Origin of the sequence: Vibrio hyugaensis (assembly GCF_002906655.1) — a bacterium.
Lineage (GTDB): Bacteria > Pseudomonadota > Gammaproteobacteria > Enterobacterales > Vibrionaceae > Vibrio > Vibrio hyugaensis.
Genome location: NZ_CP025794.1, coordinates 3,447,420 through 3,466,708 on the forward strand (window position 1 = coordinate 3,447,420; position 19,289 = coordinate 3,466,708).

A 19,289-nucleotide genomic window follows, 5' to 3' on the forward strand; every position below is an offset into this window, starting at 1 on the left:
GTTACTCCTGTAAGCTAAGTTCACTTGCATCTGAAGTTAATGAACTTCTGATCGTTGCCTGCTTAGTATTTTCTGAAATTGCCGTGTAAGTTGCACGTTGTTTTGCATTATTTTGGAACCAGTACTTACGGCTAAAGTCGCTCTTATCATCAAGAATGTATTCTATCTCCAATGCTAGGTAGTTAACTGAGTCTTTCATGGGGAAAGTCAATTTATAGACGCTTTGAGAATCTGAGGAATCCGACGACCTGTTCAAGGTTTCTAGATCTACTCCAGTGTACCAAACTCCTGATATCAGTTCCCCTTCAGTCACAGAAGCATTTGTCCTAAGCTTTATTCCATCTCTTGCTGCATTGGTAGGAACTTGGATATGTAACTCAATACCAAACAATTCTTGTGTTGCTGATGGGTATTGTGTTGTCGAACTTGGAACAACACGCATCAATGGAATTTGGTGGATTGATGGTTTATCCATAATAGTTTGTAAATCAAACATTACTGTTTGCACTAAAGACGAGTTATGCTTTTCTCGTTCTGATAAATCGGGAGACTGACTCCATAGTACTCTATCGGGGTGATATCCCCACGGTAACTTGTCTAACCATTTTTGATAATCATCTTGTTTAAACTTGTTTATGACATAATTGCTAAGGAGGTAAACAGCAGTTAGTCCCATAATGACAAACATTATTGGTCCTCCAAAGAGAATGTTTGCCGACCATATACCTGTTATTCCACCAATGGCCTGAAAGGCACCAACGACCGTTAATCCGACCAACGAAGAAAAGTTGAAATACCCAGCGATTCTTGCATCTCTTTCTAGGTCATCGATGCTATTTAAAACACGATAAGCCTCTATTCCGGACGCTAGTGCACCTATGATCCCAGTAACTGCAAGCCATTTATTGAAGGTTTTTATGTCGTCTATTATTAGGTGCTCGAAACCATCGGCTTGATCTGCAATTAGCTTTTTAAGCCTTACCCGTGAGTGTGTTCTGAGCTGGGCTTCACCTTTCACTCTATCCCATAGCTTACCAGTGCGAATTCCCGTCCAAGCGTTTACTGTATAAAAAAGCTTTTGCTGAATATCCAAAAATTCATCTGAGGACATTAACCCCGTGTCTTGGATACTACTCATAGCATCACCAAGCGCGATGCAGTTGAATATTAGTGCTAAAAAGCCTAGGCCACCTGCATTCTCGAACAGTTTATTCAAATCATCGAGCTTATTCATCATGATCCGAGTTCTAAGCTCGACGGTTCTTTGCGGTAGATCATCAGGTAATTCAATATACTGTGGGTACTCCAATGTAGTCACAGCGAGTGCCTTCTTAATTCTCTTTTTATTTTTTAAAGCTGTTGTGTATTTAGAGTTGGCTTTGCGGTTATTTTTCTGGAAGTCAGCAATGACCGCATCGTTTTTTTTGAGCTCACTTAGGTAATCATTTACGCGTGTTTTCCATTTTTTAAAATCGCGAGCGTAGCTTTCATTTACAGCCACTGGCATATTGTGTGCCATATGCTCTGCAATAACGGCAAAAAAATAATAGCTATGACGGTTCAGAGGTTTAGCGAAAACAGGCATCAGTAAAATCGATGCTTGTGAAGTCATGCTAACGCCAAGTTCTATAACGCCTTTTGCAAGCGCACCTATTGCAGATTTAAAGATAATATCGAGCTCTTGGAAACCTTTGCCAATATCCTTGAGAAAGTCCGTTTCCGCAGTGTTTGGGTTGGAAACAAAGTCCATGATTTTAGAGTACATACTCACACGGTTGCTAGTAGCAGAGATCTGATCCATCAACTGATTATCAGAGTCAGGATTTTCTGAGGCGACCGACTGTTCATTAAGCGCCTCTGTAATATTCTTCTCCATCACTTTAAACAAACTACGACTAAACCCAGAGGCATAGAGTGCAAGTAAACTAGTTGGTTTCTCCCATTGGCTCTCAGCCCATTGGCGGTCTTCTTCTTGCACGACCAAAGTAAATGACTCAACCGCTTGTTTATGAAGTTGATACAAGCTGTACTGCGTGTCTTCACTGTATAGGTCGAAGGTTCTTTCGAGATGATGCGGTGTCAAAGACTCCATTACAGCGATAAAGTCGCTTTTTACTGAAACAACTTCGGCAAGCATGGTTTCTTTTTGTTCTGACAGCTCCTGCATTTCGCTCAGCATTTGCTTCCAGTTGAGCTGCTTACGCCAACGCTCAGTCGCTATCCATTGCTCGTATTTACCAAATCGGTTTGCTGAAATGCCATATTTCTTCTGTATGGCCTCTGCTATCTCTGAAGTGGATTTTTGGTAATCATCGATAGCTTGCTGGGAAAATGAAGATGGCATTCCTTTGATGATAGCGGCTTGAGATTCACCGGTAAGGTCAACCATTGCTGAGTTGTCATAGTAATCCGCCATGTCCATATAGAATTCAAGCTCTTGGTTTTTGCGCTTTACTCCTGTGGGCATGTCTATATTGTCGCTTGCACCAAACATACACAGTTGCATGGCGGTCTGCATCAAGCTCCACTGGTTTGAAAACTGGTCAGTGAAAAGGCGGTAAGGGCTTGCGGCACCAACAAAATGCAGCGACATGTCTTGAATGTCTGCGGCGTAATCTTTTATCGCGACGAAGTAGCCCGATTCTTCTGCTGGAATTGAAGAGGTTAAATCACTCTCAGCTGCGACAGGTTTAAAGACAGAGCCATCTTCGTCAGCTTTGGTGGCGATGCCAGAATCTGCAAAACGCCCATCATCGACGGCAGAAGATTCAATATCAGCAACTTGAGTTAATTTATCGATTGGTGCAATGTTGTGCTGATTCTCGTTTGCGGACAGCACGACAGTCTGCATGCGATCGATATGGTTGCTCGGATTGTTAAGGACGCGCATGAACATGTTCCATGTCCAACGGTGTTCAGAGTAACAAATCGACAGCACGCTCCCGTCTTCGTAAGTAAGGCAAGGTTTTGCTCCTTCTGGTGTCCCACGCTGTTCAGATTCTGGGCTTTCCGACTCTCCCAGCTTGTAGAGCGTGAATTGCGTTCCTTTGATTTCGTATTCGTCTAGGCTTTTGTTGATTGCATCATAGACATACAACCAACCATCGCGAAGCTGACGCAGGGTGTAGCCAACGGTATTGAGTTTGGCTGGGCCTTGGCCTTTCCATTCTTCAGGCAAACCAAAAGGTTGTGTTTCTTCTGTTTCTAGCTGATCGATGGCGTAGCGAACAGGGACGAAATGTGCCGGTAAAGCCTCCGTTGGTTCTTTCTCGGTTTTTAAATTGAGAGGTTTTGGTTCAGACGGCGGTGGTGGATCGATTTTTTTGGTTTCTCCCTCCCAAAACATACTTCGCTCTGGAGGCGAGCCAGCCATATCATCGGATGCGGTGGTTGGAACGGTATTCAGAGATTTCAACGTGCCATCGCTTTCAAATGCCTGAACAGCTTCTTCGTGGGTGTAGCTGTTGTCGTGCCAAAACATCGAAGTTTTTGGAGGAAGTGGATTACTCATCGTCAGCCTATGTTTAAGAGTTTTACTTCATTAGGCAAATATCGCACCAAAATAAAACAGCTAAAAATCAGTAGGTTAATTATTGCATGATTCTACTTTAATCAAAAAGTTGTTTGTTTTTCCAATAAGTTGGTTGGCGCATACCATTTTTTGTATCGAAAGAGATCAAGTGTGGGTCGAAAGAGATAGTTCTAAAGAACAATGACTTCCAGACAAAATAAAAGGGCTCCAGAGTTACCTCTGGAGCCCTTTTATTATTCAAGTTCGAGGGCCTGTTGATCTTTCGTGGTTAAATTTTGTTCGAGATAAAATCGTTTTAGGCGAGGCAAGGAGTGTGTCGCCTAGTCATTCTAAGCAAATACGCCTTAACACAGCATAAAACGATTTTAGCCGAACCCTTTGGGCAGCGTTTGTTGGTCATTTCTACTGCGTTATCAGCTTTTCATGTAGGCTAACTACACATCAAAGCCTCTGCCTTGTATAAATACCCAACAATTCGCTGCAAAAATCAGCTCGAAAGGTCAACAGACCCTAGTCAATTAACGGCGTTTTGGTTTGCGTTGACCCGCTGGTTTGCCTTGTCCTTGAGGACGACCTTGACCTTGTGACCCCGTACCGTTTGAACGGTTTTGGTTGTTGCTACCAGGGCGTGACCCCGTATTAGGACGCTGACCGTTGTTTGGGCGTTGACCGGTTGCACCGTTGTTTTGGTTTCCACGACCTTGTCCGTTTGGACCGCCTTGCGCTTTACCTGAACCGTTGCGGTTGCCAGATGGTTTGCCATCACGTGAGCCACCTTCTGAACGTTTATTCAAGTGGCCACCGAAGCCAGGTTGATTCTTGGTGTGTTTGGTTGCAAAACGGTTTGCGCCGTGACGACCAGACTTACGACGTTGTGCTGGTGTTTGTGCATCAATGTCTTCTGCCGGAACCAGACAGTTTGGTTTATCACCAATCAGGTGTTTTTTACCCATGTTGATCAGCGCTTCGCGGATCATTGGCCAGTTTGCTGGATCGTGGTAGCGAAGTAGGGCTTTGTGTAGGCGACGCTGACGTTCACCTTTCGCCACTGGCACATCTTCACGTTGCTTGTACTTCACGCGTTTCAGAGGGTTTGTTTCTGAGTAGTACATCGACGTTGCGTTACACATTGGCGATGGGTAGAAGTTCTGTACTTGGTCACACTCGAAGTTGTTCTTCTTCAGCCATAGCGCCAAGTTCAGCATGTCTTCGTCTTCTGTACCTGGGTGCGCCGAAATGAAGTAAGGGATCAGGTATTGTTTTTTACCTGCTTCCGCGCTGTACTTCTCGAACATCTCTTTAAAGCGGTCGTACGTACCCATGCCCGGCTTCATCATCAGATCCAGTGGACCTTTTTCTGTGTGCTCTGGTGCGATTTTCAGGTAACCGCCGACGTGGTGCGTCACAAGCTCTTTCACGTACTCTGGTGATTCAATCGCGAGGTCGTAACGTACGCCAGATGCGATCATAACTTTCTTCACACCTTCCACTTTACGCGCCGCACGGTAAAGATCGATGGTGTGTTTGTGGTCCGTGTTTAGTTTGTTACAGATACCCGGGAACACACAAGAAGGGCGACGACAGTTTGCTTCTGCTTTTGGATCGCTACAGCCAAGACGGTACATGTTTGCTGTAGGACCACCCAAGTCAGAGATCGTGCCAGTAAAGCCAGGCACTTTGTCGCGGATCTCTTCCAACTCATTGATGATGGATTCTTGTGAACGGTTTTGGATAATACGGCCTTCGTGCTCGGTAATAGAACAGAAAGAACAGCCACCAAAACATCCACGCATGATGTTAACCGAAGTCTTGATCATGTCGTAAGCAGGGATCTTTGCCTTGCCGTACATAGGGTGAGGAACGCGCGCGTACGATAGCCCGAATACGTAATCCATCTCTTCTGTAGTCAAAGGGATTGGCGCTTGGTTCACCCATAGCTCACGGTCACCATGACGTTGCAATAGAGCACGACCCGAATATGGGTTGGTTTCTAAGTGCAGCACACGGCTTGCATGCGCATAAAGAATGCGGTCGTTGTGCAGTTTTTCGAAGGCTGGTAAGCGCACCGCTGTGTTCGCTGCATCATGACGTGATGGGCGAATAGTGATTGGTTGTGCAACAGGCTCTTCTTTTTTAGTATCGCACTGAGTTTCCACTTCGTAAGGGTTCTTTGGTACGAACGCTTCTTTACGAGGTTTCTCAATACGAGAAGAATCGATAACGGTGTAACCTTCTGGTTCGGCTGGCAGGTTAACCGCAGTACCGCGAATGTTGGTCATGGTCGAGATGTCTTCGCCATCAGCAAGACGGTGCGCGACTTCTACTAGGGCACGCTCAGCGTTACCAAAAAGAAGAATGTCCGCTTTCGCATCGAACAGAACAGAGCGACGAACTTTGTCTGACCAGTAATCGTAGTGAGCAACACGACGCAAGCTGGCTTCGATACCACCAAGAACAATAGGTGTGCCTTTGTAGGCTTCACGACAACGCTGTGAGTACACCAAGGTTGCACGATCTGGACGTTTGCCGCCTTCGTTGTTTGGTGTGTAAGCATCATCGTGACGAAGCTTTTTGTCCGCCGTGTAACGGTTGATCATGGAGTCCATGTTACCCGCAGTGATCCCGAAGAACAGATTTGGCTTACCAAGCTGCATGAAAGCATCTTTGTTGTTCCATTCTGGTTGAGCAATGATACCGACACGGAATCCTTGTGCTTCCAAGAGACGACCAATGATTGCCATACCAAAGCTTGGGTGGTCCACGTACGCGTCACCCGTGACAATGATAATGTCACAACTATCCCATCCTAGGGCATCCATTTCTTTGCGGCTGGTCGGCAAGAAAGGTGCCGTACCAAAACACTCAGCCCAGTATTTTTTGTACTCATGAATAGGAGTAATGTCGTTGGTCATATTTTGCTCTCTGTTCCAGGGAGCGCGAATTATAGCGATTTGATGATCAGGTATCTATACCCAAGTGATTATATAAAGCTTAGTTCGACTAGATTTATTTGGAGATGAAAATTACTCTCAATTCCATCGCTGATTTTTACGCCATTATGTCCTTCAATCCCTTATGGTTATTGAGTTTTTTAACCTTGTAAAAATTAGTAATAAGCAACGGTGTGCTTATCGAATTCTGTTCCTATAATTGTATTAGTGCATACTAAAATGCACGTGCTTGTTGACTAAAGCGCGCCGTAAACATCGTTGATGTTTCAAATGGTATTGACCGATTTGCAATCAAAAAACTACAGCAAACAATCGTCATACATGGGTGGCGCTCTCAAAGTCTCAAGCCGATACAACAGGGGGCTAGGTTATGAGTGAAATGCTATCCGTAGCACAAGGAGAAGTGCAGCCTGGGTCCGGTCATTCTCAAGTGATCGAGTGGTCTTATGATATAGAGACACATGAGTTTGAATGTGACCAGCAAAGCATGATATCTGTTTTAGGCTTAAAACAGACAGTGAATAGTTTGGATGATGTTTTTCAATACATGTTGCTTGGTCAGGGTGACAGTGCGAAGCAACACATCTTCGACGTAGAACAAAATGGTGGGCATGGTAAGTTTTCTGGTTGTCTGATGCTAGATAATGACCGACTCGTGCATGTAGCATTGAGCTTTGAGCGCCTTAATGGTCATATCGTGCAAGGTGCCATCATCCCGCAATTGAGTATTACCGGCTGTGAAGAGTTAGCCAAAATTCTGGAAACCATTTTCGATTTACCCAACGTAGGCGTTTTGGTCGCAGATCAAGACACTCGCATATTAGGCTGCAACCCAGCGTTCGAACAGCAAATGGGTTATGAAAACCGTGACCTTGTTGGTCTGAAAACCCATATTTTAAGTTCTGAACATCATAGTAAAGCGTTTTACGAACAAATCTGGCAAGACATTGATACTGAAGGTTTTTGGAGTGGTAACCTTCTTAGTCGTACCGTGAATGGGAGTAACCAAGCGCATCATCTTTGCATTTATCGGTTAGTGTTCAATTCTGGTCGTACGCTTTACCTCGGTTTTTCTACCGATATTTCTGCCTCATTATTGTGGATGAAAAAGGCCAGTGACCAACCTCAACAGTGGACTACTTTTCTTCCCCCTCGCGAAGAATTTGAACAACAGTTAGCACGATTGGTGGATGAAAATAGCCACAAAGATCTCAATATCATCGTGACAATTAGACCGAAATTCTCACAGCAGTCCCTACTTGAGCAGCAGTTAGGTTTTTCCGATTTTGTGATGCGAAGTCGCCACGCCAGTATTGCGGGTCAATTGTCGCGGGACGTATTTGTAGTGTGTTTGCAAACGCCTCGATGCCAATGGTTAAGCCCACTGCGTCTTATTCAGATTGCGTTACGAGGCTTTTTTTCGGAATTAAGAAGTGAGTTGGGATCAAGTATGCATGATGCAATAGTAGAAGGACAAACTGGTGTATCGGTGCTCGGTTACGATACTGATAATCCAAAACAAGCACTGGTGCATGCAGCGCAAGCGATGGTTTCTTCTCCGAGTGGAGGCCAGAACTACTTCAGTTTTTATAATAGTGAACTGCATGATGAACTCGTCAAGCGTCATCATCTCGAAGCCTTTCTAAGAACACAAATTGAGAGCCAACTTGTTGACGTCTATTATCAGCCGATCATTGAAACACGTACGGGCAAAGTGGTGAAGTTCGAAGCGTTAGCACGTTTCTATCATCAGAATAAAACCTATGATACCCAAGAGATGATCGCGGTTGTCGAGGATTTAGAGTTGATTGCTGCGTTGGATGATCTCGTTTGCCGCACGGCACTCAAGCAACTTCCTCATATCCAGAAAGTTTACGGAGAAGAAATAGGATTAACGTTGAATCGTTCACTGAATACCAAGTTGGATGCGCTGCAAGTTTTGCAAAGTTCCTATGATTTGATTGCTGAAAGTGGTGTTGATCCGAATCGAATCACTATCGAACTCACGGAAACTGCGTATTTTGAACAAGATAAAGAGCATACCCTTGCTTTGAGTGAACTGCGTGACAAGGGCATCAAGATCGCTATTGATGATTTTGGTACTGGCTACTCTTCCTTTTCTTACCTTGAAGAAGGGCAGTTTGATCTACTCAAAATAGATCGAAAATTTATCAGAGGTATCGAAGAAGGGAGCACTCGTTACAACATCGTCAAAATGATCACTGAGTTAGCACACAAGCTTGGCGTGAAAGTGGTTGCTGAAGGGGTTGAGTCGCAACAAGAACTAAAAGAGCTTGCAGACCTTGGTGTTGATTTTATGCAGGGTTTTTTGTTTTCCCAAGCGGTGCCTGTGGTGCTACTGGACAAGCCACAGTGTCACAAAAAGCACTTTAACAACGTGAAAGTAAAACCGACGCAAGATGCACCACTGATGTCTCTCAGCCATACCGATGTTCGTCGACTTGATCCGGGTGAGCCATTGTCACTCGCCGTTGAGTACATGAACTTGAGCCCAACGGCGCCTTTGGTGGTCATTAATGAAAAGCAATGCGTTGGTCTGATTACTAAAGCTCAAATCAACTTGCACTTAACACCAACGATGGGGACCGATTTGGAATCGGAACGTGAGAATAGGATTTGGAAGCGACCAGTGAATCAAATCATGAATACAGAGTTTGAGCTGGTGGATGCGAACTTGCCTGTCTCGACCGTTCGAGAGCTAGTGACAGTAGGAACGGCCTTTCCATGGATACTTTGTGATTCACAAAATCAGTACCGTGGTTTGTTAACTCAAGAAGATGCGTTGAGTTATCTGGCAAAGAGCGAGTATTAGTTGCATCGCTCTTTTATACGGGCAGTGTTGGGGACTGGTAAAAGTGCTCAATGCTGCTTTCATTCAGTTCACTGCTCATTACATACAATTACGGCACCTTTTTCTACTTCTGTAATGGTATTTGGTCGGTAAGTTGTTGGTACTGAGACGGCCATCGGTGTACCAGTTTCGTAAGACAGCCCCACTTGAGTTCCGTATTTCTGATATTTCGTTTGAAAATCCATCATATCTCTTGAGCGAAATGGCTTTAATGTTCCTAGGTTGAGTCCTTTCTCTTTGCAGAACTGTTCCGCTTCAATTGGTGAGAGTGTATTTACTTCATTGGTGAAGACGTTATTGTCATTTTTATTCCATTGCTTGGTTAGATAGACGAACTGTCCATCTTTGCTGACAAATCCTCCTGAACCTGAGTAGTTGATTACGAGGTTCGCTTGTTGCTTTGTATCTTCCCCGTTACCACCGATAAAGATGATAGATGTAGGGATGTTGTTTGTATTTGCTTGTTCTGGTTTATCAAAGACAAAAATGAGTTTTGACGCGACTGGTTCAGAGTTCGCCTCACTTATGCTTTGAGGTTGAATTGGCTCAATATTGTTAAATACATACGTGTGCTCATAACCAGAGTCGAGTTCTGGGTAAATTTCGGTGGCATTGTTATTATGATCAATTAGATAGCTACGCTCTAATTTAGCCAAAGAAGTGGTGAGTAAGATGAACTTATCAATATGTCGGTTTGATGGCGCCGATGTGCTCTTATCTAAAAATGAAATCTCTAACTTAAACTGTTTACCCAGATCTTTGAGTTCGTATTGGCTTGCTAGTGTGGGTGTTGATGCCTCAACCGCGCCATCTTCGTAAAACTGTGTCCAAGATTGATTTACAAACTTGCCAGTCTCAGCGGGGTAACCATAGGTCATTCCACCTTTATGGCCGAAGCCGTGGTTGTGCATCTTTTCGTGTAGGTAGGTTGTTTTAGGTGATGTAGCTCCTTCAGAAAACAACCTAAAATCACGTACGCTTAACCACCCATCTCCAACCGTTGCAACGCCGTTGGCTTCTCGGGTCAGCATCATGTAGGTCGCACTCGGCTTATTTGCGATAAGACTTACGTGTTTCAATGTATGTGGTGAAGTATCGTTACCTTTGAATTTAGCAAAGTGGTCAGAACTGCTTTCTATTGAACGAGTTGATGTCAGTAGCGTTTCTACTTCACACCAATGATCTTCATGCCGGATCATGCGGGTTCTTGAATTCATATAGTTTTGAATGAAGCCGATAAACCGATGGTTATAGTCATAGTTATTCATTAACTGTTTAAAGCCACGCAACTCTTTTTCATATTGATAAACGTTCTCTGTCGTTGGCTGTGCGTATTTGTCGTCATTTTGTTTGACGTCGGCATAAGCTCGTATATGTGCTTTGAACAATGGTTGCTCATCAACGAAATAAGCAGAAGTGATGGGTTCATCAAACCATTCTGGCAGCTCAAAATTCACAGCTTGAAATGGTGAGATAACCCCCGTAATGCGAAAGTGTTGTCGATTGACTCTGACTAAAGGATTATTCAAGTAGCGTGGTGTTGTGTTCAACAAATCAAAGCTTGTTAAACCGTTATATCTAATTTTTACATCATCGATGTCATAACCTTCGAAAACGGAGCGACTTAGAGGAGATATCGCTTCTTCTACCAATGTAATCGTGTAGTCCTTAGGGACAACAGTGAATGTTTTCTGAGTTGTGACCATTGAGGGAAAAGACTCAGCAGTAACAGAGACTTTGATTTCACCTTTTTCAATTCCGGTAAGCGTTATCCCTTCCGTTGATAGAGTAAGCTCTGCGCTATCAACGGGTTCGACGTTCCAATCTAATGTTGAGCTGTTTGTTACGTTAACTTCAGACCCGTCGGTCATGGTTGCGATAGCTTGCAGTTCCAGAGGTACACCAGCCGTGATTTCTGCAAATGTTGATTCTAAAGAAAGTCGTTTTATTACGGGAGGCGTGACGAACAATGCCATATGGTTTTGATGTTCTAATGAATTAAATTTGGCGAGCGCTGTAATTGTGGTCGAGCCCATATTCTTTCCGACAACCACGTTTCTTTCTTGGTCGTCAAAGTCGGCAAACTCGTTATTGTTAACAATAAAGCTAATCTCAGGAGAGTTGGAAATATCAATGATACTTCCATCTGACAATAGGGCGTTTACTTTCAAAGGATGCTCTAGCCCTACGGGTAAAGAAAGCTCAGCTTCGTCAAAGCTGATCTCTGTAACGATAGCATCTGAAACCGTTAATGTAGCGGTACTTCGCCATCTATCAGAGAGTATGCCTGTTATGTTGGTTTCACCAACTTGAACGCCGGTTATCGTTCCTTTATGAGGACTAAGTTCAAATGTCGCGATGTCTGTATTATCTACGCTCCACTGAAATTCTGAGGCAGACGTAACTTCGTCAATGGAACCGTCTGAGTATGTGGCCCACGCTTGAAATGAATGAGATAACCCTTTAGGCAATGAATCGACATTGGGAGATAAACTAAGTTTGGTCACGACAGGTTCGGATACGCTAAACGGTACTTGATAGCGTATTTGTCCATCGTTCAGCGAGGCAATGAGCGTCGCTTGACCAGGTTTAAGCGCTTTGATGGTCAGTTTGTTCTCTTTTGTTTCTATTCGAGCAATGGTTACAGGGAGCACAGACCAAATCACTCGAGGGTCTTGTGTGACATTGATAGTGGATTGGTCTGTAAGTTCTGCCAGTGCTTGAACATGCGTTGAGAGGCCCGAAGGTATTTCAGCTTTATCGAGGGTTACATTGAGAGCAGAAAACTCAGCTGGAGTAATGACGATTGATACTTCGTCGGACAGCTCTGTGTTTTTAATTTTCGCCGTCAAGATTGCTGTCCCGGTAGAGGTAGCAAACAATTGGGTTTGATCTTGCTCTTGAACAATAGACGCCAGCGAGCGATCCCTGATGTCTAAATGGAGCTCCGGCGCGTTTGTAATTTCTTGCGTTGAACTATCCGAAAATTTAGCGAACGCGAGTATTTGAGAGCTCGAACCGACAGGCAGTTTTGAATGCTCTAGGCTAAGGGACAATTCGACGGGTATGGCTTTGCTGATAGAGATTTTCTTACCTGCCTCTAAGCTGGTATCTCCATATGTGCAGTTAAGTACAGTATTCCCTACACTCATTCCTTGGATGAGGTTGGCAGGATTCCCGAGTGTGAGTTGGGCGACAGTAGAGTCTGCGATATGGCACTGAAGTTCCGAAGAGTCAGTCAAATCAATGCGGTTTCCATCTGAATATTCCCCCATGACTTGAAAGGGAAGCATTAAGCCTTTAGGTGTTGAACCTTCGTTTGCCAATACGAGAGTTAATTTTGAGAGCGTTGCTTCGGATACTGTGATTTCTAAGCTTACAGAGAAGGCGAGACCATCTTTATTTACTGATGCGGTGATGGTTGTGGCTCCTTGTGATTTCGCAAGTAATAAGCCGCTTGAGTTAATCGTGGCGACCTTCTCATTCGAGCTATTCCAAATCACGGTATCTGTTTCGGTAAGCCAACCGTTATTTTCTGAATCAAGGAGTTGAGCGGTTAAATAGAGCTTATCCCCTTTGGGTAGTGACTGAGATTCAGCGTGAATGACTAACTCACGAGAAACCGTGGACTCTTCGTATGATAGGGAGAGAACTGGCTCTTTGTTGAAATCACAGCCTGTTAACGAAAATAGACAAAAGAGAATAGAGATGAGCGTTCTGTTTTTCATGTTGTTTTTGACTTTACACTTTCATTTTATTGCAAAATGTAAAGTTCAAGCGGAGAGATTAAATAGCAGGTTTGACGGCTGTTTCGCGGCGATGCTAACACGGAAAGCGAATCAGCCCTTCAAGAGATGCTGGCTTTTGAACTCTGCGAGCGAGTGGTGAAGTAACGGGCTAGTCGATCATTAGGCGATTTGCTATTATCGCCACCCCAAAATGACTTTTGAGTTTGCATTCAACATGATTCAACAATTGCTGTTAACTTTTCCTCCAATGCTATTTGGCGCCCAAGCGCTGTTGACCTTACTTTTGATTAAGGGTGATACCTGCCCAGGTCAACGTGGTCGCCTGCATAAGATGTTGCCATCAATTGGCGTACTTTGGTTGGCAGTGGCGTCGCTTCGTATTGAAGCTTTCATGATCGTATTCGCGATCTTCTATTTTTACTCTCAAGTTCAGACTAAGAAGACACGTGAGAAAGGGCCATTATGGGCTCTGCATCTAGCGAACGGTTTGGCCTTCGCGTACGTGAGCATTCAACTATTTGAGCAACCGCATTGGGCGGCAAGCGCTTCGGTGGCATTGATGATCTTCTTCTTAGGTGCCGTGTTTGCGCAGTTACTTCTGGTTATCGCACGCAGCCGTTTGCAAGCATTTCACCGAATCTTACCGGTTACGGGTGTTGTCTCAGGCATGCTGCTGGTCGTGATGACGTTGTTTTCTGCTTATCAGTTGGATGAAGCGACATTGAATAGCGTGACACAACATATTCTAGCGTCACTGGCGATGCTGATTATGGCAATCGTGGTTTGGTGCTGGCATATCTTCACTCATAAAGCGCCAAACAAAGTGCAATTGGCGGCAGCGCTGCTTCTTGCGTTGGCTTCAATGACAAGCTTACAAGGTCTGTTCCTATTGGGGGCATAGACCGAACGAATTAACACTTCTGTCTTCTTTTCTTTTTGTGAGCTCGGGATTTAGATCGAGCTCACTTTCAAATCGTTCGATTAAGTCTACGCTTTAGTTATAGCCTCATTCATTTCGAGAGAGTCTTGACGCACGTGCTCAACGGAATTGGGGTCAAATACCTTGTCTTAGAGGAGTGTCGCGATGGATTTAAGCAACGTAAGTAACTGGGACAGCATCATCTTGCTGGGTATCGTTAATGAAAAGCTGCGCTTAGAATGTGATAGCTTTGAAGAGTTGGTATCGATGTACGAGATGGATGTGGAATCGGTAGTGGGCAAGCTCGATATGCTTGGCTATCAATATGACCCACTGACCAATCAATTTAAATCTTACGAACGTTAGTTTCGTTTAATTGTCGAACTTTAAGCCATCTTGATCCCATCAAGGTGGCTTTTACATTGTTGGCGGGCCGTGGCAAAGAAGGCCTGTAAGTAACGTTTCTCTTTTTCTGAGTTGCGTGTTGCTGCGAACAATCTACGCCATAACCCTTCGCCGAAAGGCATACTGGTAATCAAACCTTGGCGCGAGAACTCAGAAATCGCCCAATTTGGCAATGCCGCTACCCCCAATCCCGCTGACACCATTTGTACGAGCATTAACGTGTTGTCTGCTTGTTTCCACTTGGCTGGCTCAACTCCCGCAGGGTGTAAGAAGTGTTTGACCACATCCAATCTTTGTTTCTGTACTGGATAAGAAAGCATGGTTTGATCTGCAAGATCTTCGGGTTCTATGACACTTTTGTTCGCTAAAGGATGGCTGGTAGAGGTAATCAAACGCATTTCGAAGTCAAACAGCGGCTCATAATGGACTTCGGAGCGTGGCTGAATGTCTGATGTAATCACCAAATCAAGCTCGCCAGCTAACAAGGCGGGAAGCGGCTCAAAGCCAAAACCGGAAGAGAAATCGAGCGTCACACTTGGCCAAGCTAATTGGTATTCCTTAAGTGCAGGCATTAACCATTGGAAGCAGGAGTGGCATTCGATCGCCATATGTAAGCGCCCATTCACGTCTTCTTTCAAGCTTGCGAGTTCGTTTTCTGCTTTGGCGAGTTTTGGCAAAACTTCATCAGCAAGACGAAGAAGAATTTCACCTTCTGAAGTGAATTTTACAGGACGGGTTTTGCGCAAAAATAATTGCCCGCCAATCCGAGATTCAAGATCTTTGATTTGATGAGAAAGGGCAGATTGCGTCAGGTGCAAAGTAGTTGCGGTTGCCGTTAATGACCCAGTGTCTCTCAGTGAAGTGAGGGTGCGTAAGTGTTTCAACTCTATCATGAATCCCATTCATCCTTTTATATCTGCCATGAGCTTTATTAACTTACCCATAAAAAATGGATATGTAAACGTCTAGACGTCCATTTATGCCGTTTGAATGCGAGTAATACCCCTCAATATGAATTTTTTTAATAAACAAGTTGAATAATTGGATGTTGTTCAATTTTATCACCAGAGCGATAGTTTTAGCCATCCAGACATCTTGTAAGGTTTTCTCTCGATGCTCTGACCTCAATATCAAACACTGTGAATAAGGAATACGGACATGGCAACGACAACGCATATTCTTGGTTACCCACGCATTGGTGAAAAACGAGAGCTTAAGTTTGCTCAGGAAAAATACTGGCGTGGCGAAATCGATCAGACGGAGCTTAAGCGAGTAGGGGCAAGCTTACGAGAACAAAACTGGAACACGCAAACAGAGGCGGGTTTGAGCTTCACAACCGCGGGTGATTTTGCTTGGTACGATCATGTCCTAACCACAACATTGCTATTGGGACATGTACCAAAGCGACACGCAAGTGGGTTCCCAGATTTAGACACACTATTTAAAGTCGGCCGTGGTCAATCTCAATCCGCTTGCGAATGTGCGGGTGCGGCAGCCTCTGACATGACAAAGTGGTTCAACACCAACTATCACTACATTGTGCCTGAGTTCAGCAAGGACGATACGTTTGAAGTTAGTTGGCCCCAACTGTTTGAAGAAGTAAACGAGGCGATCAAATCAGGTCACAAAGTAAAGCCTGTACTGCTTGGCCCGCTTAGTTACCTCTATCTAGGTAAGGAAGTGGAAGAAGATTTTGATCGTTTGACTTTATTGCCAAGGCTACTCACCGCGTATCAAGCAATTCTTTCTAAGCTTGCTAGTCAAGGTGTGGAATGGGTACAAATTGATGAACCTATTCTCTCGCTCGAGCTAGAAAGCAAATGGACTGATGCATTCAAACTGGCTTACCAAGTGATTCGTAGTGACGTAAAAGTGCTACTGACCACTTACTTTGATTCGGTCACGGATACGTTGGATAAAATCATCGAGCTTAATGTTGATGGCCTTCATATTGACTTGTCTGCGTCGCCAGAGCAATTGGAAGAGGTTGTGGCGAAGCTGCCTGAGGGGTGGGTACTTTCTGCTGGTGTGGTGAATGGACGAAATGTGTGGCGTTCAGATTTAAGTACTCAACTGGATCGCTTGCAGCCCCTCAAAGACAAACTTGGCGACAAGTTGTGGGTAGCGAGTTCTTGTTCGCTATTGCATAGCCCGGTTGACTTGGATTTAGAGCCGACTTTGAGCGATGAAGTGAAAAGTTGGTTTGCTTTCGCGAAACAAAAAGTAACGGAAGTAGCCTTGCTTGGCCGTGCGCTTGATGGGGACCAAAATGCGATTTTAGCTTGTGATACGTATAGTCAACCCATTAAAGATCGTAAAACCGCTTCGCATGTTAACAAACCCCACGTTCAGACTCGTTTGAACCAAATCACGGCGGCGCTCAGCCAGCGCAGCGCAGCTTATGCAGAGCGTGCCGTACACCAAGCTGAAGTGCTTGGCTTGCCACTCTTGCCGACCACGACTATAGGATCTTTCCCACAAACGGGAGAAATTCGGGGTCAGAGAAGTGCGTTCCGCAGCGGTCAACTTTCAGAATCGGATTATAAACAGGCATTAAAAGGACACATCGCTGATGCGGTGAAACGCCAAGAAGCGCTCGATCTTGATGTTCTTGTGCATGGAGAGGCTGAGCGTAATGACATGGTGGAGTATTTTGCTGAAAACCTGGCGGGCTTCCAAACCACTCAATTTGGTTGGGTACAGAGCTATGGTTCTCGTTGTGTCAAACCAGCGATTGTGGTCGCAGATATTGAGCGTGTAAAACCGATTACGGTGGAATGGTCGACGTATGCACAATCGCTGACCAACAAGCAAATGAAGGGCATGTTGACCGGCCCAGTGACGATTCTGTGTTGGACATTCCCACGTGAAGACATTACTCGCAAAGAAATTGCAGACCAGCTGGCTCTTGCACTTCGTGATGAAGTCTTTGACTTGCAAGAGGCGGGTATCAACATTATTCAAATCGATGAGCCAGCGATTCGTGAAGGCTTACCATTGAAGAAGCGTGACCACAAAGAATACCTAAACTGGGCTGTTGACGCCTTTAAGATCTCTGCCGGTAGTGCTAAGCCAGAAACGCAAATTCATACTCACATGTGTTACAGCGAATTCAACGAAATCATTGATTCAGTTGCCGCGCTTGATGCCGACGTGATTACTATCGAGACGTCGCGATCCAATATGGAACTGCTGAAAGCGTTCGAAGACTTTAATTATCCGAATGAAATTGGTCCGGGAGTTTACGACATCCATTCTCCGAACATTCCAACGGAGGAGTGGATTGAAGGCTTACTCAAGAAAGCGGCTGAAAAAATTCCGGCGCAACGTTTGTGGGTGAACCCTGATTGTGGACTTAAAACGCGTAATTGGGCAGAAACCGAAGCCGCATTAGGTAACCTTGTTTCTGCGGCTAAGAAGCTCAGAGCTGAACTCGCATAAGCGCTTAGCATCCAGAAACAAAAAAGCGAGGATACCTATCCTCGCTTTTTTATTTTATCGAGCGTCTAACTCAAGAAGATCGAGTCGCTTATTACTGTGCTTTTTGACCTGCGCTGCATGTTTGCGCTGACACCAACTCATCCGCCATTAATTGGCCGCGGGAGTTGCGTACTTTGATCCGGTACATCAAGCCCATATCAATTTGCTCACGCACCGCTGGTGTATTGCAGTAAGTGTATATACTGGTGTTCACTACTTGATTTAACGGCTTGGCACCAAGCGCATCATCGTTATAAATCATCATCATCTCAACCACATTTTTGTTGGATGAAATGCGTAAGATTTTTAATGGGCCGTATTCAAGCGGTAAACCCGCAGAAAGAACACCCGCACGGTTAGAAGCCATCAACTCAAGTTGATGTTGCTTATCATCATTTGATGAACAGCCTGCTAGTGCACCAAATGCGAGGAAAAGACACAGTAATTTTTTCATAACTTAAAACACTTTCTTGAACGGTTTTACGATGACATTTTCGTAAACGCCCGCCGCGATGTATGGATCGGCATCAGCCCATGCTTGAGCTTCTTCCAAAGAGGCAAATTCTGCTATGACTGTCGAGCCAGTAAAGCCTGCTTCACCCGGATTATCGGAATCAATGGCTGGCATTGGACCTGCAGTTAGTAGACGTCCTTCGTCTTGAAGTTGCTGCAAGCGCTCAAGATGTTGAGGGCGAACACTTAGACGTTTTTCCAATGAGTTCTCGACGTCCTGAGAAAAGATGACGTACCACATAGCATATTTCCTTAATTGGTAGGGTAAAGTCCTAATTTAACGCCTTTTTTGTGCTACTCACAAGTCAACAATGGAATTTGTGAGGTTGTTCCTAGCAATTCGTTATATTAAACCAACTTATTACTTTTGAATTGGGCGCGGCTTACCTTCGCTATCGATCGCGACATAGTTAAATGTAGCGTCGCACACCATGAAACGCTCTTCAATGCCGTGTTCTTTAATCGGTTTTACCCAAACTTCTAGATCGATGCTCATCGACGTTCTGCCGATTTTTGTGCATTCACCGTAACAGCACACTACATCGCCAACGCGTACGGGCTTTTTGAATGTAATACTCGAAACAGAAACAGTAACGATACGACCAGAAGAAATCTCTTTGGCAAGAATGCCGCCAGCTAAATCGAGCTGAGACATGATCCAACCACCAAAAATATCACCATTAGCATTGGTGTCAGCTGGCATAGCAAGGGTACGAAGCAGCAATTGGCCGCGAGGAGTGTGAATTTCCTGACTCATTTTGACATCCATTAACTCAAGCAACGCAATCCGAGAGGAATGCAATAGGGCATAACCAAAAGCTCGGACAGCAAGAAAAAACAGCGACCCTAGAGGTCGCTGCGAATCATC

11 protein-coding genes are annotated in these 19,289 nt (G+C 44.6%); 4 read left to right on the plus strand and 7 right to left on the minus strand.

Annotation, left to right across the window (positions count from 1 at the left end; genetic code table 11):
• Position 1 precedes the first annotated feature (1 nt).
• Together C1S74_RS16850 and C1S74_RS16860 are read right to left on the minus strand one after the other, a co-directional pair.
• Positions 2-3,511, minus strand: a complete 3,510-nt coding sequence (locus C1S74_RS16850; RefSeq protein ID WP_045400936.1) for a T6SS effector BTH_I2691 family protein — start codon at positions 3,509-3,511, stop codon at positions 2-4.
• 539 nt (positions 3,512-4,050) lie between these two features.
• Entirely contained in the window at positions 4,051-6,444 is a 2,394-nt protein-coding gene (locus C1S74_RS16860) for a YgiQ family radical SAM protein (RefSeq protein ID WP_045400939.1), read from the minus strand.
• A gap of 409 nt (positions 6,445-6,853) precedes the next feature.
• Between C1S74_RS16860 and C1S74_RS16865 the strand changes: the two genes are divergently transcribed.
• Entirely contained in the window at positions 6,854-9,316 is a 2,463-nt protein-coding gene (locus C1S74_RS16865; protein ID WP_045400942.1) for an EAL domain-containing protein, read from the plus strand.
• A 68-nt stretch (positions 9,317-9,384) separates the two neighbouring features.
• Here C1S74_RS16865 and C1S74_RS16870 read toward each other — a convergent pair whose 3' ends face one another.
• Positions 9,385-13,083 (minus strand): Ig-like domain-containing protein, encoded by a 3,699-nt coding sequence (locus C1S74_RS16870; RefSeq protein ID WP_082039062.1) that lies wholly within the window; start codon positions 13,081-13,083, stop codon positions 9,385-9,387.
• Between the two features lie 211 nt (positions 13,084-13,294).
• Here C1S74_RS16870 and C1S74_RS16880 point away from each other — a divergent pair, with 211 nt between their 5' ends.
• Together C1S74_RS16880 and C1S74_RS16885 are read left to right on the plus strand one after the other, a co-directional pair.
• The gene (locus tag C1S74_RS16880) at positions 13,295-14,005 is read left to right on the plus strand and encodes a hypothetical protein (RefSeq protein WP_045400947.1); all 711 of its coding nucleotides are present in this window, start codon (positions 13,295-13,297) and stop codon (positions 14,003-14,005) included.
• A gap of 183 nt (positions 14,006-14,188) precedes the next feature.
• Positions 14,189-14,389: a DUF4250 domain-containing protein gene (locus tag C1S74_RS16885; protein ID WP_005445023.1), complete on the plus strand. Its 201-nt coding sequence runs from the start codon at positions 14,189-14,191 to the stop codon at positions 14,387-14,389.
• 20 nt (positions 14,390-14,409) lie between these two features.
• On the opposite strand, the gene metR is transcribed toward C1S74_RS16885, so the two are convergent.
• On the minus strand, positions 14,410-15,321 hold the full coding sequence (metR, locus tag C1S74_RS16890; protein ID WP_045400949.1) for an HTH-type transcriptional regulator MetR: 912 nt from the start codon (positions 15,319-15,321) through the stop codon (positions 14,410-14,412).
• A 265-nt stretch (positions 15,322-15,586) separates the two neighbouring features.
• Here metR and metE point away from each other — a divergent pair, with 265 nt between their 5' ends.
• Positions 15,587-17,869, plus strand: coding sequence for a 5-methyltetrahydropteroyltriglutamate--homocysteine S-methyltransferase (metE, locus tag C1S74_RS16895; RefSeq protein ID WP_045400950.1), 2,283 nt, complete (start codon positions 15,587-15,589; stop codon positions 17,867-17,869).
• Positions 17,870-17,960: 91 nt separating this feature from the next.
• On the opposite strand, the gene C1S74_RS16900 is transcribed toward metE, so the two are convergent.
• From C1S74_RS16900 to yciA, 3 genes are all read right to left on the minus strand, one after another.
• A complete protein-coding gene (locus C1S74_RS16900; protein ID WP_045400952.1) occupies positions 17,961-18,362 on the minus strand; it encodes a GspS/AspS pilotin family protein in 402 nt (133 codons plus the stop codon).
• 3 nt (positions 18,363-18,365) lie between these two features.
• Entirely contained in the window at positions 18,366-18,662 is a 297-nt protein-coding gene (locus C1S74_RS16905; protein WP_045400954.1) for a YciI family protein, read from the minus strand.
• Positions 18,663-18,782: 120 nt separating this feature from the next.
• On the minus strand, positions 18,783-19,178 hold the full coding sequence (gene yciA / locus C1S74_RS16910; protein ID WP_045400955.1) for an acyl-CoA thioester hydrolase YciA: 396 nt from the start codon (positions 19,176-19,178) through the stop codon (positions 18,783-18,785).
• Between the last annotated feature and the right edge of the window lie 111 nt (positions 19,179-19,289).

Bases quoted from the DNA above. Each gene is read 5' to 3' on its own strand.
- C1S74_RS16870 (WP_082039062.1), bottom strand. From the start codon at position 13,083: ATGAAAAACAGAACGCTCATCTCTATTCTCTTTTGTCTATTTTCGTTA.
- C1S74_RS16905 (WP_045400954.1), bottom strand. From the start codon at position 18,662: ATGTGGTACGTCATCTTTTCTCAGGACGTCGAGAACTCATTGGAAAAA.
- metR (WP_045400949.1), bottom strand. From the start codon at position 15,321: ATGATAGAGTTGAAACACTTACGCACCCTCACTTCACTGAGAGACACT.
- C1S74_RS16860 (WP_045400939.1), bottom strand. From the start codon at position 6,444: ATGACCAACGACATTACTCCTATTCATGAGTACAAAAAATACTGGGCT.
- C1S74_RS16865 (WP_045400942.1), top strand. From the start codon at position 6,854: ATGAGTGAAATGCTATCCGTAGCACAAGGAGAAGTGCAGCCTGGGTCC.
- C1S74_RS16880 (WP_045400947.1), top strand. From the start codon at position 13,295: ATGACTTTTGAGTTTGCATTCAACATGATTCAACAATTGCTGTTAACT.
- C1S74_RS16885 (WP_005445023.1), top strand. From the start codon at position 14,189: ATGGATTTAAGCAACGTAAGTAACTGGGACAGCATCATCTTGCTGGGT.
- yciA (WP_045400955.1), bottom strand. From the start codon at position 19,178: ATGAGTCAGGAAATTCACACTCCTCGCGGCCAATTGCTGCTTCGTACC.
- C1S74_RS16900 (WP_045400952.1), bottom strand. From the start codon at position 18,362: ATGAAAAAATTACTGTGTCTTTTCCTCGCATTTGGTGCACTAGCAGGC.
- metE (WP_045400950.1), top strand. From the start codon at position 15,587: ATGGCAACGACAACGCATATTCTTGGTTACCCACGCATTGGTGAAAAA.
- C1S74_RS16850 (WP_045400936.1), bottom strand. From the start codon at position 3,511: ATGAGTAATCCACTTCCTCCAAAAACTTCGATGTTTTGGCACGACAAC.